Origin of the sequence: Photobacterium rosenbergii (genome assembly GCF_003026455.1) — a bacterium.
GTDB classification, from domain to species: domain Bacteria; phylum Pseudomonadota; class Gammaproteobacteria; order Enterobacterales; family Vibrionaceae; genus Photobacterium; species Photobacterium rosenbergii.
Genome location: NZ_PYMB01000023.1, coordinates 39,442 through 64,333 on the forward strand (window position 1 = coordinate 39,442; position 24,892 = coordinate 64,333).

Genomic DNA, 24,892 nt, shown 5'->3' on the forward strand with positions numbered 1-24,892 from the left:
CTTGGTGTAAGCTATTTTGTTTGAAAATTATATATTTTGATCATCAATGTATTTTGTGGTCATATAGTTTGATTGTCAAAGTATATTGTAGACGAGATAAGAGGGTCGAAGAAGAGTGAAGAGTATGAAATATGAAGTCCCTCCTACAGCCATATGTCTACAGGAGGGATGTTGATTATCTATAGCAACTGCATGGTAGTGATACAGGTACGGCTGTTACCTTCGGTGCTCAAGACCTCTGAGGCTGTTTTGCCGTTGTAGGTGAAGGTGAACTGGTAGTTGCCGTTCTTTGGCATCCAGAAATCTATGAATCCGTCTTTTTGGGTTTTGACCATACCGGACTGGATCACTTCTTTGGTTTGGGTGTCGGTGATTTCTACCATCATCGCTTTGTTGACCATTTCCCCCTGACAGCCAGTTGGAACATGGTAAGTACAGCCGTGGGTGACTTGCTCAAAGGGGGCGATAGAGAGCAGGAAGTCATCTTTAACGGGCACTGAAGCTTTAGTGCCGTCAGCAAACTCGGCATGGATAGCATCTGGCATGACGCGCACTGTTGCCTCTCCTGTGCGGTGCCATTGATGTGATTGCTCAAGGGCTTGTTGTGGTGTCAATTCAGCGAAGGCCTGTGCTTTGTCTAAGGTATCAACGCTGGCTAGAGCGTGGCTGCTGCTGAGGGCAAGGAAAATTGCAGGTAGTAAGTATTTCATCGTGTGTTCCATCCTGTTATTTCAAAATCGTATTACGCTTCATGCCAGCTTCAGAGTGGCCTGGAATGTTGCAAGAGAACTCAACAAAGTTCTGTCCCATGAAGTGCCAGCCCATCTCTGCTGTTTCACCCGCAGCCAGAGTGACCGTGGTGCCGTCGTGGTGTTCCATATCTGGCATAGCGCGCATCATCTCGCGGTGCTTGGCTTGCTCGTCAATACTGCCAATCGAGAATTCATGAGGGATCTGGCCTTTGTTGGTCACCACAAAGCGCACTACATCACCTTGCTTGATGGCCAAGCTTGGTTCGAATTGCATTTTCATGTCATCGGTCAGAATGACGTTATAGGTTTGAGTTGCTTGGTTTGCTGGTGCCGGCATACCGACTGCAGAAGCCATCGCCCCGTGTCCTGACATATCGTGATGACCTGACATCTCATGGTGGCCCGACATAGTGCCATGGCCTTCGTGGCCTTCAACATGAGTATGGGCGTGATCGCCGGCCGCGAAAGTTACCGGTGTTGTTAGCATTAGAGCAAGGGTTAGCGCAGCGTTTACTTTCATCATAAATCCTTACCCGGTGCCGAGCACCGGGATAATCGTTAGTTGTTATTTCGTTAGTTTGTAACTAAAACGCTTCCATAGTTGGAAAGCGGCAGGTAATACCACCAGTGTGAGTAGCAGTGCCGAGGACATACCGCCGATCATCGGCGCGGCAATGCGCTGCATCACTTCTGATCCCGTGCCCGAACCATACATGATGGGAATGAGGCCGATGATGACGGTGGAAACAGTCATCATGATTGGTCGTACACGCAAGCCAGCGCCTTCTTGAATAGCCTTGTTGAGTGAGGCAAGTGTAAGCGGTTGTTTGGCGTGTTCGGCTTCTTCCAATTGGTATTTCCAGGCCTGGTTGAGGTAAACCAGCATGATGACGCCAATTTCGACCGCAACACCGGCGAGGGCAATAAAGCCCACACCGACAGCAATCGAGAAGTTGTAGCCGAGCCATTCCATCAGCCAGATACCGCCGACCATTGCCAGTGGCAGGGTGCCCATGATGATCATCACCTCGCCGACACGGCGGAAGCTGAGATAGAGCAACATCATGATGATGGCAATCGTGGCAGGTACGACGACGGTCAGCCGAGCCTTGGCCCGTTCCATATACTCGTATTGGCCGGACCATACCAACGAATAACCCGCTGGTAATGCAAGTTGCTCCGCAACCACTTGCTGGGCATCTTGGACATAGGAACCCAGATCGCGGCCATCAATGTCGATGAAGACCCAGCCATTCGGGCGGGCGTTTTCGGTTTTGATCATCGGTGGGCCGTCTTCGAAGCGGATATCGGCAACATCAGCCAACGCAATACGGGCACCGTTGGGGGTGACCAGCGGCAGGTTACGTAACTTATCCAAAGAGTTACGGTAACTCTGCGGATAGCGGACATTGATTGGGTAGCGCTCCAGCCCTTCGACTGATTCACCGACCTTCATCCCGCCAACTGCGGTGCTGATCACCTGCTGGATATCACGAATGCTCAAACCATAACGGGCGGCTTCACGGCGTTTGATGTCCATGGTGATGTAACGGCCACCGGCGACCCGTTCGGCATAGACCGATGCTGTGCCTTCTACGTTTTGCAGCAAGGTTTCAAGATCAGAACCAATTTTTTCAATTTGCTTCAGGTCCGGGCCGGCAATCTTGATCCCGATAGGCGTCTTGATACCGGTTGCCAGCATGTCGATACGGGTTTTGATTGGCATTACCCATGCGTTGGTCAAGCCCGGGAATTGCACCAAATTATCCAGCTCACGGCGCAGGCTTTCCGTGGTGACGCCTTCACGCCACTCCTCTTTAGGCTTGAGTTGGATAATGGTCTCTATCATCGTCAATGGCGCAGGATCGGTAGCGGTTTCTGCCCGGCCGATTTTGCCCCACACGGTTTTCACCTCAGGGATGGTTTTGATCAGTTTGTCGGTTTGTTGCAGCAGTTCACGGGCCTTGCCGATGGAAATCCCCGGGTAGGTGGTTGGCATATACATCAAATCACCTTCATCCAACGGTGGGATGAATTCACTACCCATTTTCTGCATTGGGTAATAGGCTGATGCCATCAATGCCAGTGCAATGACAATGACCGTTTTAGGGAAAGCCAAGCTGAAATTCAGCAGGGGACGATAAAGCGCAATCACCAAGCGGTTGATCGGGTTCTTGTGCTCGGGCATCACTTTGCCACGGATCAGGTAACCCATCAGTACCGGGACCAAGGTGATGGCCAAACCGGCTGCTGCTGCCATGGCGTAGGTTTTGGTGAAGGCTAGTGGTGAGAACATCTTGCCTTCTTGCCCCTCAAGGGCAAACACCGGTACGAAGCTCAAGGTGATGATGATCAACGAGAAAAACAGCGGTGCGCCAACTTCCTCGGCTGCCCGGCTGATCACCTGCCAGCGGTTTTCATCTGTTAGTGGGGTTCGCTCAATGTGCTTGTGGACGTTCTCAATCATCACGATAGCACCATCGACCATGGCCCCAATCGCAATCGCAATCCCTCCCAGCGACATGATGTTGGCGTTGATCCCTTGCCAGTGCATGATGATGAAAGCTGACAGGATACCAATCGGCAAACTGATCATGACCACCAAAGATGAGCGGAAATGGAACAGGAACAGGGCACAGACGATAGCAACGACAATGAACTCTTCGATGAGTTTTTCATACAGGTTATTGACCGCGTCGTCGATCAGGCCTGAGCGGTCATAGGTGGTGACGATTTCTACCCCGTCAGGCAGGCTGCGTTCGAGATCCGCCAGTTTGTCTTTGACTTTGCTAATCACTTCCTGGGCATTCTCGCCAAAGCGCATGACGACAACACCACCCACCGCTTCGCCCTCACCGTTTAGCTCTGAGATCCCACGGCGCATTTGTGGCCCGAGGTTGATATCGGCAATATCCCCAAGTAACAGTGGCGTGCCTTTCTCGGTGACTTTCAATGGCAGACTCTTAAGGTCGTCAATGTTAGAGACATAACCTGTTGCACGAACCATATGTTCCGCTTCGGCAAGTTCGACCACAGACGCCCCAGCTTCTTGGTTACCGGCTTGGATCGCCATGTTTATCTGCTGCAGGGTCAGGTTGTAGGCACGCAGTTTGTTCGGGTCAATCTGCACTTGGTACTGCTTGACCATACCGCCGACAGTGGCGATTTCCGAGACCCCTTCAACCGTTTGCAGTTCGTATTTCAGGAACCAGTCTTGCAGGCTTCTAAGCTCACTCAGGTCGTGCTGGCCAGTTTTATCAACTAATACATAACTGTAAATCCAGCCTACACCGGTCGCATCAGGGCCCAGTGTGGGCTTGGCACTATCGGGCAAGTTTGGCGTGACCTGACTTAGGTACTCCAGTACCCGTGAGCGCGCCCAGTACATGTCAGTATCATCGTTGAAGATGATATACACATAGGAGTCACCGAAAAACGAATATCCCCGTACTGTCTCGGCTCCCGGTACGGCCAGCATGGCTGTGGTCAGCGGGTAGGTAACCTGATCTTCAACGACCTGCGGCGCTTGGCCCGGGTAGCTGGTTTTGATAATGACCTGTACGTCAGACAAGTCTGGGATTGCATCAATCGGGGTTTGCTTGACGCTGTAGATGCCTGAAGCAACCAAAAAAGCGGTGGCAACCAAAACCAGAAAGCGGTTTTGTATTGACCATCGAATCACGGCACTGATCATTGCTCAGCCTCCTGATTCGCTGGAGCCTGAGGGCTGTGGTCCATGGTGCTATGGTCCATGGTGCTGTGGTCCATGGTACTGTGATCCATGGCGCCACTTTGCCCATCATCGACTTTGACTTCAGACAGCGTATATTGGCCGTTATCTTGTTTGGTCATTAGAAACCGGACTGACTGCCCTCCGACCAACTGGCTTAGATCGCTGTCGTCGCTGACAGTGAAATCCATAGTCATTGCCGGCCAGCCCCATTCAGGGATAGGTGGGTGATCCAGTGTCAGCATTTTATGACCCAGCATGATGTTTTTGATCACGCCGGTGGTGTGGACCTGATTGACGGGCTCGGTTGGGGTAGGCGCATTGATCCGGCTCAGGTCAGCACTTTGGCTCGATTCAGAATCCAGCATGAAATGAGCTGAAGTCACTACAGTATCATTGGCTGTTAGGCCATCAATAATCTCTACCATGCCTGCCGCTGTTCGGCCGGTTTCAATGCGGGCAGAGCGGTACTTCCCTTCACCAAGGGCAAGGACAACTCGTGCCATATTTCCGGAACGGATCACGGCTTGCTCTGGTACCACCAAGACTGATTCCTTGGTTTGAGGGATCAGGTTGAGGTTTGCAAACATATTTGGCTTGAGGTTGGCTTCACTGTTGCTGAATTTTAATCGCACCCGCAAAGTACGGGTTGCCGGGTCGAGGATCGGGTAGATATAGTCGACCTTGCCTTGCCAGCTTTTACCCGGCAGGGCATCAACCCACATATCCGCACTGGTTCCCGGTGTGATCCAATGGGCCTGTCGCTCAAAGACTTCGGCATCAACCCAGACATCGGACAAAGAGCCACCGCTAATGACGGTTTGCTGTGGCGACAGGTAAGCACCATTCCGGATGTTTAGGGTCGCGATGACGCCGTCAGCAGGGGCTTTGATTGCGATGTATTGGCGGGTTTTGCCACGGCGTAGGATATCGTTGATCTGGCCGTTATCCACACCTAATGAATGCAAGCGGTCCTTAGCACCGTTGACCAGCACGGCCTTGCCCATTCGCTTGGCATTGATAAGCTCTTCTTGTGCCCGGACTAAATCAGGTGAGTAGACCTCGAACAATACCTGTCCGGCCAGCACACGCTCACCGATAGCGTTGACACTGAGGTTTTTGATCCAGCCGCTGACCCGGCTGTTGATTTGCCACAGTTGGCTTTCGTCGAAGCTGACATAGCCGACGCTATCAATCTTCGGTGCAAGTTGCTGGCGCTTGACTTGGGTGGTTTTGACACCAAGGTTATTTTCGACAGCAGGGCTGATGGTAACCGTGCCTGTCGGGTCATCATTACCGCCGGCAAGATCATCTTCATAGACTGGGATTAAATCCATCCCCATTGGTGACTTGCCGGGCTTGTCAAGTTTGTAGTTCGGGTCCATCGGAGCAACCCAGTACAGCGGCTCATTGCTGGCGGCTTTATTGTTGCTGCTTGATTGCCCGTCGGCAAAATAACCGTTTGCGAAATAGCCCAGGGCGCCACCGATGGCGAGAGCGATGAAGGCAACAGAAAATGACTGTTTCATGGTATCCCTTAATATTTGTTCAGCAGGTAAGCCAGGTTGTTATTTGCTTGTTGTAAGTCGGCGGCAAGGCGTGCCTGCTCTAGTTCGATAACCAATTCTTCACTGGCGGCCCGGATATACTCATCCAGTTGGCTAGTGTTGTTTTGATAACCTCGCTCGACAGCCTGGGTTTTTTCTTTGGCTTGTTTGAGTAACGTTGAACGGTATCGCTCCAAACGTTGCAGAGTGTTCTCACGGTCGATGGCAGCAGCACGGATTTGCGCATTCATCTGGCGCAACATCAGATCACGCTGGGTTTTGGCTGCCCCAACCTGATGCTGGGCGGCAGACAGCTTTTTGTCCTGGCGTTTTTCTGTGAACAACGGGAGATCCACAGTGACAAAAGCACTAACAAGATCCGGTGCAGGGGAGCCGTCCATCCGGTCCGCCTGGCGATGGGCATACATCACCTCGACACCGAACTGCGGCTGGTAGGACTCGTTGGCAAGCTCTACACCCGTCTCGTTACTTTTGATCAGCTCATCAGCCACTTGAATGCTCGGGTGACTGGCAAGCGCTGGGTAATGGTCCAGCGGAGAGGCGTTGAAATAGGTATTCAGTACCTGCCATTGCGGATAGGCATGGGGTTTTACCTGCCATGCTTGCTCGCCCAACCATTCGGATAGTTGGGCACGGAGGCGTTGCTGCATCTGCTGGTTTGACTGCAGTTGCTCATCAATTTTGTTGACTTGCAGCTCAGCCTGGATCAAGTCCTGCGCCTGACTGGCCCCGACACCGTAGTTAGTACTCAGGTAGCGGGTAAGCTCGCGGAACAGATCTTGGTTTTGTTTAATCAGCTGATGACTTTGCTCGAGGTAAGCCAGTTCGATCCATGATGTGGTGATGGCTTTGGTGACATCCAGCTTGCGCACATCCGCTTGCTTGCGAACACTGCCTGCTTGCTGCTGGCTCTGTTTTTGCTGCAAAGACAAGCTATTACCGCGACCAAATTGCTGCATGAGGCCCACAGAAATATTGGTCATAGGATCTTCATCAAAAGCAAAGCTATCGACGGGTAAACCACCGATGCCGACTTTCATTTTCGGGTCCATCAATTGGCTATTGGCGATGCCCATTTCACTGATGGCATCGGCTTGGTACTGAATTTGTTGTTGGGCTACATCGTGTTCAACGGCCCACTCAATTAAGCCTGGTAACGTTGCTGGCGCCGCTAGCGTGTTGATAGGTTCACTGCTGGCCCAAGAGCTGGCCGCAAAACCTATCAAAGACACCATGCCTAGCGCACGGTAGATCTTATTGTTATGCATGTTGTTTTCACTTATTCGACATTAACTAATGGCTGGGCATAGATATGGCGAGTTACCGTACAGACGTATAGGGATCTCAGGTATCGATGTCCAGTGACGACAAAGTTCGAATTAGTGAATAGGGGGGCGGAGGCTAGTCTCTTGGCGTGAGATAGGGGCACTTACCAGCAAGCGCAGGGGGGCCTCTTGACTGGATAAATTTGACTGGGCGAGATGGAATACCGGTAGGGCAGAATACTGGCAATGGCTGCTATTACAGCTTTTGCAGTGCTTACTGTCCCCATCATTACCGCAATGGTCTGAGTCCATCATTGTTCCGCTACTACAGTCATTACAGTGGAGCATTTCCTGCTGCTTAACTGGGTGGTGAGAACCGGCGTGGGCCATAGATGGATTTTGGACTGCAGGCATCTCTTGGGCAGAAGAGATATCAGAGTTGGTATGGTGACCCGTTGTGGACTGCTGATAAAACATTAGCTGGTGACCAGGCATAGCAAAAGCTGGGTTGATAATTAGGCTAATCATCAACACCATAAGTAGAGCCAGCATGTTATGTGGTCGGCGAAAGGTCATCAACAAGACACAAAAAAGTACAATACTTCAGCAAGTTTAAACCTTGCCCCTAGGGAAAGGTCAATAAAAAAGAAGTGGCAAATTAGCCACTTCTTGTTTTTGATACGCTTTTAAGGATTAGCTGGCAGTATCCGGTTCAATATCCGCAGTCAGTTTTTGCGGAGCCGTTTCTACTTCAGCAGCCTCTTCGGCAACCGCTTCTATGGCGACTTGCTCTTCCTCGGCAGCAGCAATGGTGACCGCTTCTTCAAGGTTCTCTGGGTTTGCCTCGGTACTGGCTTCGGCTTTTACAGCGTGATCCGCTTTTATGGTGTAAGCGGCAACGAGAGATGCATTGAGCTCCGCAATCTTAGTTTCAAGCTGTTTTACTTTCTCGCCTGATTGAAAGTTTGCTTGCTTCTCGTCTGACAGAGATGCTTCTAGGTCGTTAACTTTCTCTTGCTCTTCTGATAGCTGTGCAAGGATATTCTGCAGATTTTGCTCCCCTTCGCTAGATTGAGCTTTTTGTTCTTCAATCAGGGAGACAAGCAGTTTGCCCTGTTGGTTTATTGGGTTGTCACGCAGATCATCGCTACCTAGGGCCTTAGAAATATTGACCAGCAATTTTTCGAAGGCGAGAACATGACGCTCGTAGTCTTTTTCTGGAAGTGCTTTAAGTTTTTGCACAACATCAGCAATATGCTCGGCATGCTTGAGTGCAAATTCGGCGTCAGCCGATTTTTCTTCAATTTTGCCATAGGCACGTGGCTCTGCACCGATAAAGGCTTCTGCTGCCGTTATTCGAGTAGAGGCAACGGCTAAGGTATCAGGCGCATGAAGTGCTGTATTGCTATTTTTCAGGCGTGCGAGCTCTTTTTTTGCTTCCGAAAGGTAAATCCGAGTAACGGTTTTGACTTCAAGTGCACGTTGCTTGCTGACAAGATCCGGTTGACCTGATGTTGCCCGTTCAGCTCGGTCATCAGCAATATAGTTAACCAAGGTTTTTAACTGAGATTCTAACCGCTCATTGGATTTTGGATAATATTTATTAACATTCAAAGACTGCAACTGAGCGCGATAAGAAAAAGCTTCATCTAAAGTAGATAATGCTTTTTCACGAATCATTTCGGCTTTGGCAATACTGAGATTAAATTGATTCAATGCTTCTTCTGAGGCTTGTAGATTGGTTCTCGAGCTAAAGAAACCTGTACTACTATGGGCTTTACTCGGGTCAGTTTCAAACACTGCGTAGTATTCTTTTGCTTCTTTCAACGCTTTGTCTGCTTGTTGAAAGTGCTTGGTTGCAAACCATTGAAGTTCATCAGACTTTGCGTTGTTATGTTTTTCTTCAGCTTGACTGATTTGGTTTGCGATTGAGTGGATTTGGGTTGATGCTTCCGATTGATTACTTTCTAGCGGAAGAGTTTTTGTCGCATCGGAATCTGATGCACAGCCCGATAGAAGTACAGTAACAGCAATGGCTGTTAATGTTAGTCCCTTTTTCATTACGGCTCCAATTGGTGTATATGAGTTAAAATAATATAAAGAATTATTATTAGTTTTCTTGAAGGAAAGAATTGTAGAACGATATAAAAACAAGATAAATACTTATTAATATAATATTTTTTCTTTTGAGCTATTAAATATTGAAATATATATAGCCAAAAAGGAGTGGTTTGTTTGTGCCATTATTTTGACGTTAATGCTGACTTTTATAATGCCCTTTTATTCGGGGTGAATACTCGGGTGATGAGGTGTCAGGGGTGGTGCTGGGTAGTAAAGGACAGCGCAACTTGGCGAGAGTGTGATTTATTTGACGGATGAAGGAAAGGGAAGTGGTTACTTCCCTTGTTTGGCTTTAACTTTTGCCTCTAGATCACTTTTGACTATCTTGAGGGCAGAGAGTGCTGTTTCTGGGTCTATCTCGTTACTTTCGAGAAGGTAAATGAGATCGACAGCGAGCTTGATGTCTTCAGGTGCATTGTCGAGTGATGATGGGGTGGGTTCAGTCATAGTGCTCGTTCAAAGGTAAGTAAAAGGGCTAGCGCTTGGCTAGTACATCTAATGCGGAGTATATAAGCTGGGCATGTAGGTTGACCAGATGCTGGTGCTCGCTACGATAGCCGCCTCCGACAACAGCCGCGACAGGGATCCCGGCCTGATCACATAGGCTCAGTACCAAGTGATCCCGCTGGTAGATCCCGTCTGTACAGACATTGAAATAACCCAACTCATCTTGCTGGTGGATATCGACGCCAGCATCGTATATCACCATATCCGGTTGGTGTTGAGCCAGAGCAAGATGCAGCAAGCCACCAAAGGCATCCAAGTATTCTTCGGTTGTGGTCTCTCTCGGCAAGGCGAGATCAATATCGGAATCGGGTTTGCGGGCCGGGAAGTTTTTGTCGCAGTGTACGGAAAAGGTGATGATGTCAGGATCATCCGCCAATAAGGTTGCGGTGCCGTCACCATGGTGAACATCACAATCAACGATCATGACTTTATCGATACCATCAAGCGTCATTGCATGGCGGGCGGCAAGAGCGAGATCGTTGACCAAACAAAAGCCACTACCAAAATCATGATGGGCATGATGATAGCCGCCGCTGAGGTGAATACCGATGCCATACTGATAGGCCAAATCAACCGTTAACTTGGTGCCACCGGAAGAGGTCAAGGTTCGTTCGATAAGCTGCGGGCTCCACGGAAAACCTATTCGGCGCATTTTTGCGGCTGGAAGTGTGTTACCAAACAATGCATCGATATAGTCAGGATGGTGAAGTTGTTTGACTTCATCAACACTGACAGCTTGTGGTTGATGCAGTTGCAAATCAGGGTGCGATTCGAAATCCAACTCTTGATCCAGGTGCTGATACAGCATCCGGTACTTGTTTATCGGGTAGCGGTGCTCTGGTGGCAATTCTAGCTGTGAATATATTGGGTGGTAAACCAGGTGAAGTGCCATTAGCCTTTACGCTCCCGCAAGCTGATGTCTTTTTCTATTTTGGCGAGTGCTGTGCGGCAACGAGCCAAACGGCCTTCGAGCGCCAACACTTCTTTTTGCATTTTTTGTTGTTCAGCAAGTGTCGTGCAGCGGGCGATCATCAGTTCTTTGTCGCGCTGCATTGCCGCCAGACGTCTTTCCCAATCTTGGTGCTGGGCAAGATCTTGGTAGAGTTCATGGATAGGTTTGCGCCAGCCTGCAGATCGCTTAGGTTCATTTTTACGAATTTGCTGGGTTGCTAACTCACGTTGTACAGCCTGGATCTGAGACACGATACGCTCACAAACATGCTGGGTGCGGCTAGGGTGTAGTTTACCAGCTTTGTGCTCCCGGTTGAGGGCGCGGATCTCGTCACGAATTTCATTTACGCAAGGTACCAGTAATTTACTTCGGCAATGAAACAGCTGCTCATCGAATAATGGGCGCGGAGCTTCACCACGTTTACGGTCGGTACTGGCCGCTTCATGAGCTAGCTGGGTAGCAATATCTTCCAGTCGTCGGAAATCAAGCACGGAATAACTCCAAGTGACAGCGGCGGATTAAAACCAAGCCTGCAAGGCCAGTTTGACTGCCAGAATAATAACAACGGTAACAAAGACTGGGCGGATGAAGCGCGAGCCGAAGCGGATGGCTGAATGGGCGCCGATATAAGCACCGAGCATCAGGCAAACCCCCATCGTCAGACCCAATACAATGTTGATATGGCCTAAGATAGCAAAAGTCACCAAAGAGGTCAGGTTACTGGTGAAATTCATGGCCTTGGCAAGGCCTGAAGCCATCAGGATATCCAACCGGTAAAGGGCCATATTGGAAACCGTCCAGAATGCCCCAGTCCCAGGACCAGCCACACCATCGTAGAAGCCCAAGCTGGTACCTTGTAGCCATTGCTTTTGGGTCAGACTGGCCGATTTCTCGGGCAAGCTATGCTTGTCTCCCTTAGGGTGGGGGTGCCAAACAGTGTACACGGCTGTCGCGAGAATGATTAAAGGCAACGCTTTTTCCAGCCACTCTGTCGAGAGCAAATCGACAACCAAGGTCCCGCCGATGGCACCAATGAGCGTGGCAATAAAGGATTGGCGCCAAAACAACGGTGAAAATAGCTGTTTTTTATAATAGGTCCAAGCGGCCGTTGAAGAGGCAAATGTCGCCGCCAGTTTATTGGTACCCAGTGCAATATGCGGAGGTAAACCAATAGAGAGCAGGGCGGGGACAGTTAGCATGCCACCGCCACCGGCGACCGCATCAATAAATCCGGCAAGTAAGGCAACCAATCCAAGTAAGAGCCACATTCCTGGCTCAATCATTTCAATCATCATCAATTTCTATCAGTAATCGTGACAGCGATCTGGGTTAGACGTGCTCGATGACACGCTCGAAGGGTGGCAACGAGTCGAGCAGGGCTTTACCGTAACGTCGAGTGATCACCCGACGGTCGAGGAGTACTACTCGGCCAGTATCTTCTTCTTTACGTAGCAAGCGGCCGACGGATTGGATCAGTTTTTTACTCGCTTCTGGAACTGAAATTTGCAAAAACGGGTTACCGCCACGGCTTTCGATATATTCGGCATGGGCTTCTTCTACCGGAGAGGTAGGAACCGCGAAAGGAATTTTAGTGATGATCAGGTTTTTGAGTAAATTACCTGGTAAATCAAGCCCTTCAGAGAAGCTTCCAGTGCCAAACAAAATGCTGGTTTTACCTTTTTCACAGTTCTCTTTATGTTTTTTTAGGATGATGTGGCGCGATTCTTCACCTTGGATGAGCAGCTCCCAGCGGTTTTTCTTAGCCAATGGCCGTAATTTGTCCGCGACTTGGTTCATCTGCCAATAGGAAGAGAACAACACCAAGCTGGCGGTCTCCCCCTCAAGGTATTCCGGCAAGGTGTCGATAAGCAAATCAGTAAACTTTTCTGCCTGAGGTTCAAGTGGCAAGGCCGGGATCACCAAACGTGCGTTGTTCTTGTAGTCAAATGGCGAAGCCAGCGCCAAGAAGCGGGTAGCTTCTTTCTCGAATATTCCCGCCTGCCGGCAAAAATAATCGAATTGGTTCAAGGCTCGCAGGGTCGCAGACACTAATATTGAACCCACGGCGCGGCTCCACAACAGTTGGTCGAGACGATGGCCGACTTCAAGCGGTGAGACTTCAATGATGTAGTCATTTTCACGGTCTGGGCTTTTTTCTATCCAGCGAGCCAAAGGTGCGCCTTTGTCCTTGTTAGGCTGGGCCATTAAGGTCCAGACTTTTTCAAGGTTTTCTAGCCGTTGTAGATAAAAGCCAGACTCGGCAAGTGCCTGCTCACCAACCCGAGGCAAGATTTCATTGTCTTTGCTGCGTTCGGAAATCAAATCGTGGATTTTCCCCAGTGCCTGCAAGGCTTTCTTGCTAGCATCTTTACAGCCTTTGGCTTCTTCTTGTAGCCAGGCTGGCAACTCGCCATGCTCAAACCGGTAGACACCATCTTTATTGAACTGCGATTCGTCGATATTACTGGCGATTTGACGCAGTGACGGGATCAGTAAAGCGATGTTTTCGCTCAATGCGGTCTGGAAGCGGCCAGATTTCTTGTAATCGGCCAATTCTGCCAGTTTACCAACAGACTGATTGAGCTTTTCCAGCCAGCTAGCGGCCCCTTTCAAGCTCGCCGCGGCTGATGAGAAGTCACGCGCGACTTGGGGCAGGTGGTGTGCCTCATCAATCACATAGATGGTTTTTTCCGGCTCAGGCAAGATAATACCGCCGCCCAATTCAATATCAGCCATCAATAGGGCATGGTTGGCAATAATGACGTCGGCTTTTTCTAGGTGCTCACGAGCCTTGGCAAACGGGCAGTCCCGGTGTTTGGGTAGGCCGGAATGACAGCTGTGTTTGTCGGCGACAATCTGTTGCCAGACGCGATCTGGAATGGTTGTTGGCCAGCTGTCACGGTCACCGTCCCATTTACCGCTCTCACTGGCTTTCAACATCCGCTTCAAAAGATCTAAATCAGCCTTTTTAGGTTTTTCTTCCCACAAGCTAACCTGTTGATTTTCATCACTACTACAGCTGGCCTCCAATTTATGGTTGCAACAATAGCGCTGACGGCCTTTGGCGAGGATAAAGCTGAACTCTTTAGGGTAAATACGGTTGAATAGCGGCAAATCTTTGTTGATGAGCTGCTCTTGCAGGGCCACAGTCGCGGTGGATATCAACACCTTTTTGTTATTGAACACAGCAAAAGGAATTGCACCTAATAGGTAGGAGAGAGATTTACCGATCCCAGTTCCTGCTTCACCCACCAGCATGCGGTGTTTGGCATGGTATTCCCCACCCAAGGTCTTGGCGATTTCTGCCACCAGATAGTTTTGAGCCCTTCTAGGTATAAAGTTATCGAGTTGGTTGCTCAGGTTTTCATAGCACTGCTTGATATCACTCTTTATCTGGTTGTGTAGCATAACTGAAACTTCATCGGGACAGGGGCGCGCAGTATAGCACGAACATCTGAATGTGACCGCTCGCAGGTTTTTGTTATTTGCCTTTTAAAAATGAGAACCAGTTCACGAAATAAGATTGAACTAGTTAAAAGCGGATCTGTGCAACTCGTTTTCAACCCTAAATCACCACAAATATCTGCTAGTCATGGTGTTTTGTGCTTCTATTTGCTTTATTTTGCTAAATTTGTAGTTTTTTGTGTTGATATTTTGCAGGTTACTTTTTTATGAATAGACATTTTTTATATAAAAACAATGCTCAATTAGCATTCAGGTGTTGTGTAAGTTGTTGAATTTGATGGGTGTTGATGTTTTTTTAGTTCGCCTTTAGAAGATTTGACATGAAGAGGAATCTTCTGTCAGGATGAGTTCCATAAATTTCGACTCTTTAGTTTTCTTAATGCGTTGTATGTTTATAAGGCATGGAAAACTGGGGATAAAAAAAGAAAAGGAATTCTGGAAACAGGAATTCCAGTCTAAATAAGAAAAGGCAGTGGATATCATGAAAAAGACTCTTCTAGCACTATCAGTACTAGCAGCAGGTTCAGCACAAGCTGGCATTAACCTATACGACGCAAACGGCGTTATCGTTGACCTTTCTGGTGCAGCTGAAGTTCAGTACATCCAGAAGATCCAAGACAAAAACAATGACAACGACGCAGGTATCCGTATTGATGACGGTGACCTACAGCTAAACACTACTATCGCAGTAAACGACCAGCTAAACGTAGTTTCTGGCCTTGGCTTTAGATTTGAAGCACCTCTAGATTTTGATGACAGCAAATCAAACGTATCTAATGATGAGCTTTGGGTTGGTCTTGGCGGCGACTTCGGTACGCTAACTTTCGGTCGTCAGCTACTGATTGCTGATGATGCTGGTATCGGTAAAGATTACGAACTAGGTTTCGAGCAAATCGGTTTTGGCCGTGCTGAAGGTAACGAAACTATCAAGTACGTATTCGATAACGGTCAGTTCTACTTTGGTCTTTCTCATGACCTAGACGCTGATGGTACTGATTTCCAAGGTAACGATGGTACTATCACTGATGGTCGTATCGGTGCGCGCTTTGCAGACTTCGATGTACGTGCTTACTACTACACATTTGAAGCTGGTACTGGCACAACTAAAGAAGAAACAGATGCATTCAACATTGAAGCTGAATACGTAATGGGCCAGTGGGCATTCGCGGCATCTTACGGCCAAGTTGAAGAAAAAATTGGTGGTAGCACAGATTTTGATGCAGATGCAATCGAGCTAGCTGGTTCTTACACCATGGGCAAAAACACATTTGCTCTAGGTTACAACCGTATTGATGATGATTTTTCAAACGATACAATCGACAACGTATACGGTAACATCACTCACCAATTACACAGCAACGTGAAAGTTTACGGTGAACTAGGTTGGGCTGACCAAGATTCAAAAGACTTGGATATGGGTTACCTAGTAGGTATGGAAGTAATCTTCTAATCGTTTTCTACGATAAGAAAACTCTCCTAAAAAAGCCGCCTCCCCTGGGCGGCTTTTTGTTATCTTAGTGATGACAAAATTGTGTTATGACAGTTAGTAAGGGAATAACAATGAACAAATGGTTAGTGACTCTAGGGTTATTGGTACTGCCGTTGGGCCTGCAGGCAGCCACGTTGAGTACTGGCGACAACATTAAGTTGTTGGTAGTCGATGGCAAAAAAGTTGATTCATCATTTTGGTCTGAAGCAGACAGTATCGAACTGACAGAAGGCCGTCATCAGGTGGTGGTACGCTTTGATGGTGAATTGAGAGATGGCTCGAAAAACAAGATATTTACCACACGCCCTTACCTTTTTGAGATGGACGTGCCCAAGCAAGATGCCACGATTGTATTGCCTCGTCTGTCTACAATGAGCCAAGCGAAAGCCTACTTCCAGCGCGGACCTGAGTGGCAGCTTGAGTTGGCTGATGGTACTACCCGGACTCTTGATCATGTTGAGCTGCAGGGTAAAGGCTTTGCCGCTTATAGCGATATGGAAGGTTTGGTCGCAGATTATAACCGTGAGAACGGTATTACCTTCGAAGAAGGTTATGCGGTTGACCTAGAGCAGGCAGCCGTCGAAGTGAGCGATAAAGGGGAAGTGAGCATCACTGGCGATGCATTTGTCCAGCTTAAGCTTTGGTATAGCAAGGCCAATGCTGAGGAAAGAGCTGCTTTTGAGCAGTGGGTAAAACAGCAGTCAGCTCAATAAGGCCGATATAGATACGTGAGATGGCAGAAAACAATAGGCGGGAGATCCCGCTTATTGTCGTTTTAGCTGTCGTGGTGGTAGCGGCTGTGCTCGCGGCAACTGCTGCAGCGTGGCTGGGCTGGATCTTGTTCAAGATCATCGATTGCAATCTCTTCTTCGCAATCCACGCAAAGTCCGTACATTCCGAGTTTGACCGAGCATACTGCGGCGTCGACTCGTTCCATCCGGGTTGCCAAATCGAACAGGTTGGGAATAAAGGAGGATTTGGCCATTACGATCAATTCGCTAAGCTCTGCATTCTCAATCGCGGTTGCCGATGGTACCAGGGTATTGAGTAGCATTTCGTGCTTGAGCTCGCGTGACAACATCCCGTGCTCTTGCTCCAGGCGCTGTTGCAGCTGCTCGTAAACTTTATCTGACGTTGTCATAAGCCTTTCATTGTTGTTATTAGTGATTATTTCAGTCTAAGACGATTCCTGAGAACGATTGTGATTTGAATCAAACAATTATGGGGTTGTATGACAATAACCCTAAATTCTCTCGGTTTTTGTTAGAGGGTGATTCCGCTATATTGGCGGTATTAATAAAAGATGGTCAATGAACCATTAATAGGTAATCAGTCAATAAAGGAAGTGTACCATGGAGCAGGGATTTCAAGATCCATACAACGTTAAATATTTCTTCGGGTTTATTGCCGTGCTGTCATTGCCGACGCTACCCGCTATCCTGACTTGGGTTGGCATGCTGTCGTCGTAAGGCAAGGTAACAAGTTCGGCAAGTCTGCTAATCCTGAAACAAATACCAACAATTCATACTGACAAGATATGGATGTTGGTATTTTTGTTTGCGCTAGCATTAGGTATAAACTCGTATAAAGGGTTTGAGCAAGTTACAAAGAATGGTTAAGCAGTATGGTTAGAAAAACACTTCTGTTGTTGTGTGGTTGGATTTGTGTGGCCCTGGGGCTACTTGGCGCCTTTTTGCCACTGCTGCCGACAACGCCTTTTTTACTGCTAGCCAGCGCTTGCTTTATGCGTGGTTCGCCAAAGTTGAACCATTGGTTGCTCAACCACCCTAAATTTGGTCCTATTCTGCACAATTGGCACCACCACCGTGCGGTCTCCAAACAGGTTAAACGGCGGGCAAATATTATGATTGTGGCCAGTTTTGCCTTATCTATTTACCTTGTCCCTTTGCTTTGGCACAAAGCGATGTTGGTCACCATGCTGGTGGTCTTGCTGGTTTGGTTTAACCGCCTGCCTGAGAGGGACGACCCTGCGCCGCAGGGAGAGTCGCTCTAACGCCTTCGATTGATGCTATCTGGATCATCCTATCAGCGATGAGTGCATCACAATCCTTGCTCCGCTTGGGGAAAAAAACTACTATTTGAACCAGTTTTTCGGTGGCCTGTGATCATGCTGCCGTATTGTTTAATGGAAAAAGATTATGACTCAAGAAAAGCTCGCGTTGATCAAAAATAGCATCAAATCCATCCCTGATTATCCAAAGCCAGGGATCCTGTTCCGCGATGTCACGAGCCTGATGGAAGATCCAGAAGCATACCGTGCAACTATGCAGATCCTTATCGATCGCTACAAGGACAAAGGGATCACCAAAGTGATCGGAACTGAAGCTCGCGGGTTTTTGTTCGGTGCACCACTTGCACTTGAGCTAGGTGTCGGCTTTGTACCGGTTCGTAAGCCGGGTAAATTGCCACGTGAAGTAATTGGCGAGAGCTATGAGCTTGAATATGGTCAAGATACCCTAGAGATCCACGTTGATGCGATCAAAGAAGGCGACAAGGTATTGCTAGTTGATGATCTGCTAGCAACCGGTGGCACCATCGAAGCGACTACGAAGCTGGTACGCCGCCTAGGTGGTATCGTGGAAGATGCTGCTTTCGTTATCAACCTACCTGATATTGGTGGTGAAGAGCGCCTGAAAGGCATTGACCTGAATGTGTTCAGCATCTGTGACTTTGACGGTCACTAATTCTCTTTCGTTGATTTAGCTATTTCATGTTCCTCTGAGTCATACTTTCTCAGGGGACTTGGCTAATCATTGGGCGCTCGTGGGAGCGTCCTCTCGCCCAAAAATCCTCCCTGTGCTAGCATTGAGTTCTTGATTCTGTAAGGTTAGTTAACATGAGTTATCAGGTTCTGGCTCGTAAATGGCGCCCGCACCAGTTTGATGATGTAGTCGGTCAGTCCCATGTCTTGACGGCATTGGCCAATGCGCTTGCCCATAACCGTCTTCACCATGCGTATTTGTTCAGTGGAACACGTGGGGTTGGTAAAACCACGATCGCCCGTATTTTCGCTAAAGGCTTGAACTGTGAGCAAGGCGTAACGGCCTCGCCATGTGGCCAGTGTGAAACTTGCCGGGAAATCGATGAAGGCCGCTTTGTCGATCTACTGGAAATCGATGCCGCATCGCGCACCAAGGTTGAAGATACCCGAGAGCTACTGGATAACGTCCAGTACAAACCTGCGCGTGGACGCTATAAGGTTTACCTGATTGACGAAGTGCACATGCTCTCGCGTCATAGTTTTAACGCCTTATTGAAAACCCTAGAAGAGCCGCCAGAATACGTGAAGTTTATTTTGGCGACGACTGATCCGCAGAAGTTGCCGGTGACGATCCTTTCCCGTTGCTTGCAGTTCCACCTCAAGCATCTAGACAATAGCCAGATCCAGCAGCAACTGGAAAAGGTACTGGGTGAAGAGGAAATTACGTTCGACGCTCGGGCTCTGAGCCTGCTGGCTCGTGCCGCTGAAGGCAGTATGCGAGATGCACTAAGCCTGACAGATCAGGCTATTGCTTTGGGTAATGGTCAGGTACAGGCTGATGCCGTGTCGGAAATGCTGGGTACGTTAAATACCGAGCAGGCGCTTTATTTACTTGAAGCTGTGGCTGGGGGCGAAGCCCAACCTGCGATGTCCTGCCTTGAAGAGTTGGCCTCCGTTGGTGTTGAGTGGGATAGCTTGCTTCGTGAAATGGCGACCCAACTTCACCGTGTTGCCATGCACCAGGCACTACCAGCCTCATTGGATGACAGTGCCCCTGATGCTGCGCGAATTACTGCGCTGAGCCAGGCGGTTTCGCCACAAGAAGTGCAACTGTGTTATCAGATAGCCCTTCAGGGACGCCAAGATCTGGCATTTGCTCCAGATGGCCGTACTGGTTTGGAAATGGTCTTGCTACGTATGCTGGCTTTCAGGCCAGTCGCAGTAAGCACTGTCACGCCACAGCCAATTTCGGTGCCTGCAACACAGCCCGCAGCCGCGCCCGTGCAGCAAACGTCAGGTCAACAGGCCCCGAGGCAGCAGGTGCAGGCGCAGCAAGCTGCTCAGCCATCTGGTCAGGGGATCCAGCGGGTGCAAGCCCTGAAGGCGCAGATGAGCAACGGACAGAGTCCAGCTTCACAGCCTCAGCAGAATTCAGGCATGCCGGCTCAGGGATACCCCCAGCAGCAGGCTCAGCCGCACTATGATCAACATATGCCCCCTCAACCTGATGGCTATGGGCCTGCGCCGACTATGCCCGCTTCAAATATGGAGCAAGCGGCTCAGCAAGCACCTGTGCAGGGGCAGCCTCAAATGGCAAGTCATCCGGCTTCTGGCCCAGAAGCACAGAGTTCGTCTGCATCCGGGCTATTGGCTGCGAGAAACCAGCTACGCAGCAAAGCCAAGCGGGACGGCAGTGCGCCAAGCTCCGGAAAAAAGGGTGAACCGGTACGGGCTAGAAAAGTTGCAAGCAGCAGCGTGCTTGAACGTATTGCCAACAAGCAAAACGGTCAGGTAAAAGCTACTGGAAATGCGATGCCGGTACCGGGTGCACCGATCACTGCGGCAACGCAGCCAGATGCCATGGGACAGGCGGATAACAAAGCCGCCGAGTATCAGTGGCGCCCGACTATGCTTCCTGAGCAGAATGAAACTCAGCAAGTTGTTGCTCCTACCGTTTTGAAACAAGCGTTAGAGCATGAAAAAACACCGGAAATGGTGAAAGTGCTTGTCAAGGAAGCAGCAAATCAGGATAGTTGGTCGGATTGGGTGACTAAGCTCAATGTTGGACGTATGGTTCAGCAACTGGCACTTAATTCAGCGTTCGAAAGAGAAGATAATCAGGTGAAATTATGTCTTCGCCCTTCTCAGAAACACCTGGATACCCCGAAGGCACGTGAGCAACTGGCGGTGGCAATGAACGAACTGTTTGCCGAGAACGTGTCGCTAGAAATTGAATTGAGTGATAAAGGCCGTTCGCCGCTTGAGTGGCGTGAGGCGATTTATCAACAAAAATTGGATCAGGCCAAGCAAAGTTTGATGTCTGATCCCAACGTGAATTTCATTTGTCAGCGGTTTTCTGCTGTACTTGATGAAGATAGCGTAAGACCCTTATAGATTAACCAGACCACAGAGAGAGATGATATGTTTGGTAAAGGCGGTATGGCTAACATGATGAAGCAGGCGCAGCAGATGCAAGAGCGCATGCAGCAAATGCAGGAAGAGATCGCGAATATGGAAGTGACCGGCGAGTCTGGTGCTGGCCTGGTAAAAGTGACTCTAACTGGTAGCCACAGTGTACGTCGTGTTGAGCTTGACGAAAGCTTGATGGAAGACGACAAAGACATGCTGGAAGATCTGATTGCGGCAGCGTTCAACGACGCAGCGCGCCGTATCGAAGAAGCGCAGAAAGAAAAAATGGCAGGCGTAACTGGCGGTATGAACCTACCAGCCGGCTTTAAGATGCCATTCTAATTAATGCGTACCAGTCACTTACTGGAACAACTGATGGAGGCCTTACGGTGCCTGCCTGGGGTCGGTCCCAAGTCAGCGCAACGTATGGCCTTCAGTTTGTTACAGAGAAATCGACAGGGTGGCCTGCAGTTGGCCGATGCCCTGAGTAAGGCGATGACCGAAATCGGTCACTGCCGTGATTGCCGGACTTTTACCGAGGAAGAAGTGTGTGCAATCTGCTCTAACCCACGTCGCCAGGAAAGCGGTGAGATCTGTGTGGTGGAAACTCCGGCAGATATCGTTGCAGTCGAAGCGACAGGACAGTTCTCAGGCCGTTATTTTGTACTTATGGGGCACCTATCGCCACTCGATGGTATCGGTCCATCCGATATTGGCTTGGATACCCTGGAATTCCGTTTGCAGAACGAGCAGATCAGCGAACTGATATTGGCTACCAACCCAACGGTAGAAGGGGAGGCGACAGCCCACTACATTGCTGAGCTTTGTAGTGAGTACTCGATTCCAGCTTCGCGGATTGCCCACGGGGTACCTGTTGGTGGCGAGCTTGAGCTCGTCGACGGTACAACTTTGTCCCACTCTCTTGCTGGGCGACAAAAACTGTACTGATAGATATAAAACTTGTTTTATATAAACTTAATTCATAAAAATACCAACGCCTGCCGTTGGTATTTTTTTGTCATTTTTTCACTTTCCTGTCTTATCAATGACTTAAAAAGCCAAATTTAGCTGTTTTAGAGGGCTAAAGAAAAATTTAGTTTTTAGCAAAAGTTGTTTTCTAATAATTTCTATCAAAATATTCTTTAAGAGTATTTTTGTTCATAACTGATTGTTTTCATGTATTAAATATTAGCGTTACTTGCACGGTGATGACTGTTGATAGTTGTAAATGAACGGTCATTTCCGGCGTATCACATAAAAAAATTAATACCAAGTTTTCGACTGTTTTAAGGTCAGGGAACGATTAGGAGTGAACATGAAAAAGACAGTAGTTGCAGCCGTAATTGGCTCGGTAGTGGCTAGCGCGTCAGCAATGGCGGCAGAAGTTTATAAGTCAGATGATCTATCTGTAAGCGTGTACGGTAACCTACGTGCTCGTTACGAGACCACTGATAATGCATTGATGGGTGCTGACAGTACTTTCACTGGTGAAGGTACTGAGCTTGGCCTAAGCATGACGTATTTCATGGACAATAACATGTACGTGAATGGTGATGTGCTATCTGAATTCAACATCATCCCAGAAAGCGGTGATGGTGAGGATGACGAAGAATTCTTGAAGTTTGGTTCGGTTGCTATCGGTGGTGACTTCGGTGAGTTCCGTATGGGTCGTATGTCAGCAGTACAAGATACATTGGCTGGTCAGTACGATATCACCTGGGAATACGGCGGTACGGCGAACATCAAATCAGACGATACAGCCACTGATCGTTTGACCAACGGTATCCAGTACAAGATTGATATCAATGACTTTACAGTAATGGCACAGTACCACACGGGTACAGAGAGCGACGGCCTAGACATCGATCAGGCATTTGCTTTGGGTGCTGCATGGAGCTCTGATTTTGGTCTGGGTCTATCAGGTACTTTCACTCAGTCTGAACGTACTCAAAAAGTAAATGGCGAAGACAAAGATACGTCTTGGACATTGAACGCAACTTACGAGTGGCAGGCCCTATCTGTAGCAGCAATGTACTCTGATTATGATCTACTGGGTGATGAGCGTACTGGTATTGGTGCAATGGCTCGTTATGACTTCCCAATGGGCTTCGGTGTTTATGGTGTCTATGATTATGTAGATTACGATACGCTAAACAACAAGCTTGATCAGTACACTATCGGTGCAGACTACTGGCTAACCAGCCAAGTGGTTTCTTACATGGAATACGCTGATATGAGTTTTGATAAGCAAGACTCAGTAAACGAACTACAAGACGACAACGCATTCACAATCGGTATGCGTCTGTACTTCTAATTTTAGATATTTGCTAGACTGTTCATTGTGTTTGGGGGAAGCTTGGCTTCCCCCTTTTTTGTTTTGTGAAGGAAAGGTCCTTGGAAAAGAAGGTCCTAGTTCCTGGGGAGAGCAAAAGCAAAGCAAAAAACTTGACCTTTTATAATCTTTTCAATATCTTGCAGCACCCAGCACCCAGCACCCAGCACCCAGCACCCAGCACCCAGCACCCAGCACCCAGCACCCAGCACCCCATCTTTCTCCCAATACTCTATCGCCTTTGTGCGAGATCTCTCACAAGCGCGTGGGATATTGAGGTGATTAGCATGGGGCTTAATCGTCACCTATGATGATAAGCAATTGTTTTAATTTGTTTTTGTGTTGGAGAGGAGATGTTGCAACAGTATTTCATGTGAGACATTATTCCTGAGCGGCTACTTAATTAGGCTGATCAGCGTATATTTATAGGTGTCGGAAGGAACTGACGGAACGGAACAGGAAACACCCAAGGATTAGGGGAGTCTCAGGATGAGGCCGGTGTACTAGGATGGTATATCGAACAAGGACTGTGAAGGGACAGCCGAGGAACGGCAAACGGTAGGCAGGATGTTTACCAGTCAGGATGACACAAGGACTACTTCAGGACGAAGTCAGGGACACCTCCAGGAAGGATGTTGAGAGTCAGTACAGGATATGCTGATGGGTCAGGAAGGCCAAGGGACAACTTCAGGACGAAGAATAAAAGGAATCTGCTGACGGATTACAGCAATTCAAAGGAATGATGCAGGGAGCACCATAGTAGCGGGACTGCTGCAAGTAAGACCTAAGGGCGCAACGAAAGTTGCGCCCGTTCTTTTTGCGTCAGCAAAAACACTTCCTATAGCCCCATTTAAGCGCTTTAGCTTCATCACTTCTCTTATTGAATACCGGACTGGTTCTAGGAAGAACGGGCCCTTGGTCCTAGGCAAAGCAAGAGCAAAGAAAGAGCTGCCAGTTGGTAAGTCTGTATCGAATGCTGCCTGCAGTCCCAAGTCCCAAGTTCCCTCTCTTTTTCCCAATACTCTATCGCCTTTGTGCGAGATCTCTTACAAGCTCGTGGGATATTGAGGTGATTAGTATGGGGTTTAATCGCCATTTATGGGGTTAAGTGATTGTTTTAATTTATTTTTATGTTGAATTGGGGATGTTTCAACAGTATTGCATGTGAGACGTTATTCCTGAATGGCTACTTAATTAGGCTGATCGGCGTATATTTATAGGTGTCGGAAGGAACTGACGGAACGGAACAGGAAATACCCAAGGATTAGGGGAGTCTCAGGATGAGGCCGGTGTACTAGGATTGTATATCGAACAAGGACTGTGAAGGGACAGCCGAGGAACGGCAAACGGTAGGCAGGATGTTTACCAGTCAGGATGACACAAGGACTACTTCAGGACGAAGTCAGGGACACCTCCAGGAAGGATGTTGAGAGTCAGTACAGGATATGCTGACGGGTCAGGAAGGCCAAGGGACAACTTCAGGACGAAGAATAAAAGGAATCTGCTGACGGATTACAGCAATTCAAAGGAATGATGCAGGGAGCACCATAGTAGCGGGACTGCTGCAAGTAAGACCTAAG

21 protein-coding genes are annotated in these 24,892 nt (G+C 48.6%); 8 read left to right on the top strand and 13 right to left on the bottom strand.

All coding sequences use genetic code 11. The features are described 5' to 3' along the window. Positions 1-179 precede the first annotated feature (179 nt). The 12 genes from C9J01_RS24585 to dinG all read right to left on the bottom strand — a co-directional run bounded on the left by C9J01_RS24585 (position 180) and on the right by dinG (position 14,303). A complete protein-coding gene (locus C9J01_RS24585; protein WP_107300756.1) occupies positions 180-710 on the bottom strand; it encodes a CueP family metal-binding protein in 531 nt (176 codons plus the stop codon). A gap of 16 nt (positions 711-726) precedes the next feature. After that, positions 727-1,275 carry a cupredoxin family protein gene (locus C9J01_RS24590; RefSeq protein WP_237157063.1) on the bottom strand — a complete coding sequence of 183 codons (549 nt, stop codon included), beginning with the start codon at positions 1,273-1,275 and terminating at the stop codon, positions 727-729. Between the two features lie 42 nt (positions 1,276-1,317). Then, positions 1,318-4,446: an efflux RND transporter permease subunit gene (locus C9J01_RS24595; RefSeq protein WP_107300758.1), complete on the bottom strand. Its 3,129-nt coding sequence runs from the start codon at positions 4,444-4,446 to the stop codon at positions 1,318-1,320. Further along, complete coding sequence (locus C9J01_RS24600) at positions 4,443-6,011, bottom strand: efflux RND transporter periplasmic adaptor subunit (protein WP_107300759.1); 1,569 nt, start codon at positions 6,009-6,011, stop codon at positions 4,443-4,445. Before C9J01_RS24600 ends, C9J01_RS24595 begins: the two co-directional genes overlap by 4 nt. An 8-nt stretch (positions 6,012-6,019) precedes the next feature. Then, entirely contained in the window at positions 6,020-7,318 is a 1,299-nt protein-coding gene (locus C9J01_RS24605) for a TolC family protein (RefSeq protein WP_107300760.1), read from the bottom strand. A 111-nt stretch (positions 7,319-7,429) separates the two neighbouring features. Continuing rightward, complete coding sequence (locus C9J01_RS24610) at positions 7,430-7,843, bottom strand: hypothetical protein (RefSeq protein WP_237157064.1); 414 nt, start codon at positions 7,841-7,843, stop codon at positions 7,430-7,432. Positions 7,844-8,008: 165 nt separating this feature from the next. Then, positions 8,009-9,469, bottom strand: a complete 1,461-nt coding sequence (locus C9J01_RS24615; protein WP_146157115.1) for a hypothetical protein — start codon at positions 9,467-9,469, stop codon at positions 8,009-8,011. 240 nt (positions 9,470-9,709) lie between these two features. Next, positions 9,710-9,883 carry a pleiotropic regulatory protein RsmS gene (gene rsmS / locus C9J01_RS24620; RefSeq protein ID WP_107300763.1) on the bottom strand — a complete coding sequence of 58 codons (174 nt, stop codon included), beginning with the start codon at positions 9,881-9,883 and terminating at the stop codon, positions 9,710-9,712. A 28-nt stretch (positions 9,884-9,911) separates the two neighbouring features. Continuing rightward, positions 9,912-10,835, bottom strand: coding sequence for a histone deacetylase family protein (locus C9J01_RS24625; RefSeq protein WP_107300764.1), 924 nt, complete (start codon positions 10,833-10,835; stop codon positions 9,912-9,914). Then, on the bottom strand, positions 10,835-11,386 hold the full coding sequence (locus tag C9J01_RS24630; protein WP_107300765.1) for a primosomal replication protein: 552 nt from the start codon (positions 11,384-11,386) through the stop codon (positions 10,835-10,837). The genes C9J01_RS24625 and C9J01_RS24630 overlap by 1 nt, the downstream gene beginning before the upstream one ends. A gap of 27 nt (positions 11,387-11,413) precedes the next feature. After that, entirely contained in the window at positions 11,414-12,187 is a 774-nt protein-coding gene (locus tag C9J01_RS24635; protein WP_158264597.1) for a sulfite exporter TauE/SafE family protein, read from the bottom strand. Between the two features lie 37 nt (positions 12,188-12,224). Continuing rightward, positions 12,225-14,303: an ATP-dependent DNA helicase DinG gene (dinG, locus tag C9J01_RS24640; RefSeq protein ID WP_107300766.1), complete on the bottom strand. Its 2,079-nt coding sequence runs from the start codon at positions 14,301-14,303 to the stop codon at positions 12,225-12,227. A 538-nt stretch (positions 14,304-14,841) separates the two neighbouring features. Between dinG and C9J01_RS24645 the strand changes: the two genes are divergently transcribed. Together C9J01_RS24645 and C9J01_RS24650 are read left to right on the top strand one after the other, a co-directional pair. Further along, positions 14,842-15,810 carry a porin gene (locus C9J01_RS24645; RefSeq protein ID WP_107300767.1) on the top strand — a complete coding sequence of 323 codons (969 nt, stop codon included), beginning with the start codon at positions 14,842-14,844 and terminating at the stop codon, positions 15,808-15,810. A 110-nt stretch (positions 15,811-15,920) separates the two neighbouring features. Further along, positions 15,921-16,562: a YccT family protein gene (locus C9J01_RS24650; RefSeq protein WP_107300768.1), complete on the top strand. Its 642-nt coding sequence runs from the start codon at positions 15,921-15,923 to the stop codon at positions 16,560-16,562. Between the two features lie 62 nt (positions 16,563-16,624). Here C9J01_RS24650 and C9J01_RS24655 read toward each other — a convergent pair whose 3' ends face one another. After that, complete coding sequence (locus C9J01_RS24655; RefSeq protein WP_107300769.1) at positions 16,625-16,990, bottom strand: TraR/DksA C4-type zinc finger protein; 366 nt, start codon at positions 16,988-16,990, stop codon at positions 16,625-16,627. A gap of 483 nt (positions 16,991-17,473) precedes the next feature. Here C9J01_RS24655 and C9J01_RS24660 point away from each other — a divergent pair, with 483 nt between their 5' ends. The 6 genes from C9J01_RS24660 (at position 17,474) to C9J01_RS24685 (ending at position 23,294) form a co-directional block, all read left to right on the top strand. After that, complete coding sequence (locus C9J01_RS24660) at positions 17,474-17,863, top strand: YbaN family protein (RefSeq protein WP_107300770.1); 390 nt, start codon at positions 17,474-17,476, stop codon at positions 17,861-17,863. 145 nt (positions 17,864-18,008) lie between these two features. After that, a complete protein-coding gene (gene apt / locus C9J01_RS24665) occupies positions 18,009-18,554 on the top strand; it encodes an adenine phosphoribosyltransferase (RefSeq protein ID WP_107300771.1) in 546 nt (181 codons plus the stop codon). 152 nt (positions 18,555-18,706) lie between these two features. Next, positions 18,707-20,965 (top strand): DNA polymerase III subunit gamma/tau, encoded by a 2,259-nt coding sequence (gene dnaX / locus C9J01_RS24670; RefSeq protein ID WP_107300772.1) that lies wholly within the window; start codon positions 18,707-18,709, stop codon positions 20,963-20,965. A 27-nt stretch (positions 20,966-20,992) separates the two neighbouring features. Then, complete coding sequence (locus C9J01_RS24675) at positions 20,993-21,322, top strand: YbaB/EbfC family nucleoid-associated protein (RefSeq protein ID WP_107300773.1); 330 nt, start codon at positions 20,993-20,995, stop codon at positions 21,320-21,322. Between the two features lie 3 nt (positions 21,323-21,325). After that, a complete protein-coding gene (gene recR / locus C9J01_RS24680; protein ID WP_107300774.1) occupies positions 21,326-21,928 on the top strand; it encodes a recombination mediator RecR in 603 nt (200 codons plus the stop codon). A gap of 367 nt (positions 21,929-22,295) precedes the next feature. Beyond that, on the top strand, positions 22,296-23,294 hold the full coding sequence (locus tag C9J01_RS24685; protein ID WP_107300775.1) for a porin: 999 nt from the start codon (positions 22,296-22,298) through the stop codon (positions 23,292-23,294). Positions 23,295-24,892 lie beyond the last annotated feature (1,598 nt).

Bases quoted from the DNA above. Each gene is read 5' to 3' on its own strand.
- C9J01_RS24600 (WP_107300759.1), bottom strand. From the start codon at position 6,011: ATGAAACAGTCATTTTCTGTTGCCTTCATCGCTCTCGCCATCGGTGGC.
- C9J01_RS24685 (WP_107300775.1), top strand. From the start codon at position 22,296: ATGAAAAAGACAGTAGTTGCAGCCGTAATTGGCTCGGTAGTGGCTAGC.
- C9J01_RS24655 (WP_107300769.1), bottom strand. From the start codon at position 16,990: ATGACAACGTCAGATAAAGTTTACGAGCAGCTGCAACAGCGCCTGGAG.
- C9J01_RS24675 (WP_107300773.1), top strand. From the start codon at position 20,993: ATGTTTGGTAAAGGCGGTATGGCTAACATGATGAAGCAGGCGCAGCAG.
- apt (WP_107300771.1), top strand. From the start codon at position 18,009: ATGACTCAAGAAAAGCTCGCGTTGATCAAAAATAGCATCAAATCCATC.
- rsmS (WP_107300763.1), bottom strand. From the start codon at position 9,883: ATGACTGAACCCACCCCATCATCACTCGACAATGCACCTGAAGACATC.
- C9J01_RS24660 (WP_107300770.1), top strand. From the start codon at position 17,474: ATGGTTAGAAAAACACTTCTGTTGTTGTGTGGTTGGATTTGTGTGGCC.
- C9J01_RS24645 (WP_107300767.1), top strand. From the start codon at position 14,842: ATGAAAAAGACTCTTCTAGCACTATCAGTACTAGCAGCAGGTTCAGCA.
- recR (WP_107300774.1), top strand. From the start codon at position 21,326: ATGCGTACCAGTCACTTACTGGAACAACTGATGGAGGCCTTACGGTGC.
- C9J01_RS24610 (WP_237157064.1), bottom strand. From the start codon at position 7,843: ATGATTAGCCTAATTATCAACCCAGCTTTTGCTATGCCTGGTCACCAG.
- C9J01_RS24585 (WP_107300756.1), bottom strand. From the start codon at position 710: ATGAAATACTTACTACCTGCAATTTTCCTTGCCCTCAGCAGCAGCCAC.
- C9J01_RS24595 (WP_107300758.1), bottom strand. From the start codon at position 4,446: ATGATCAGTGCCGTGATTCGATGGTCAATACAAAACCGCTTTCTGGTT.
- dinG (WP_107300766.1), bottom strand. From the start codon at position 14,303: ATGCTACACAACCAGATAAAGAGTGATATCAAGCAGTGCTATGAAAAC.
- C9J01_RS24635 (WP_158264597.1), bottom strand. From the start codon at position 12,187: ATGATTGAAATGATTGAGCCAGGAATGTGGCTCTTACTTGGATTGGTT.
- C9J01_RS24590 (WP_237157063.1), bottom strand. From the start codon at position 1,275: ATGATGAAAGTAAACGCTGCGCTAACCCTTGCTCTAATGCTAACAACA.
- C9J01_RS24625 (WP_107300764.1), bottom strand. From the start codon at position 10,835: ATGGCACTTCACCTGGTTTACCACCCAATATATTCACAGCTAGAATTG.
- C9J01_RS24650 (WP_107300768.1), top strand. From the start codon at position 15,921: ATGAACAAATGGTTAGTGACTCTAGGGTTATTGGTACTGCCGTTGGGC.
- C9J01_RS24605 (WP_107300760.1), bottom strand. From the start codon at position 7,318: ATGCATAACAATAAGATCTACCGTGCGCTAGGCATGGTGTCTTTGATA.
- dnaX (WP_107300772.1), top strand. From the start codon at position 18,707: ATGAGTTATCAGGTTCTGGCTCGTAAATGGCGCCCGCACCAGTTTGAT.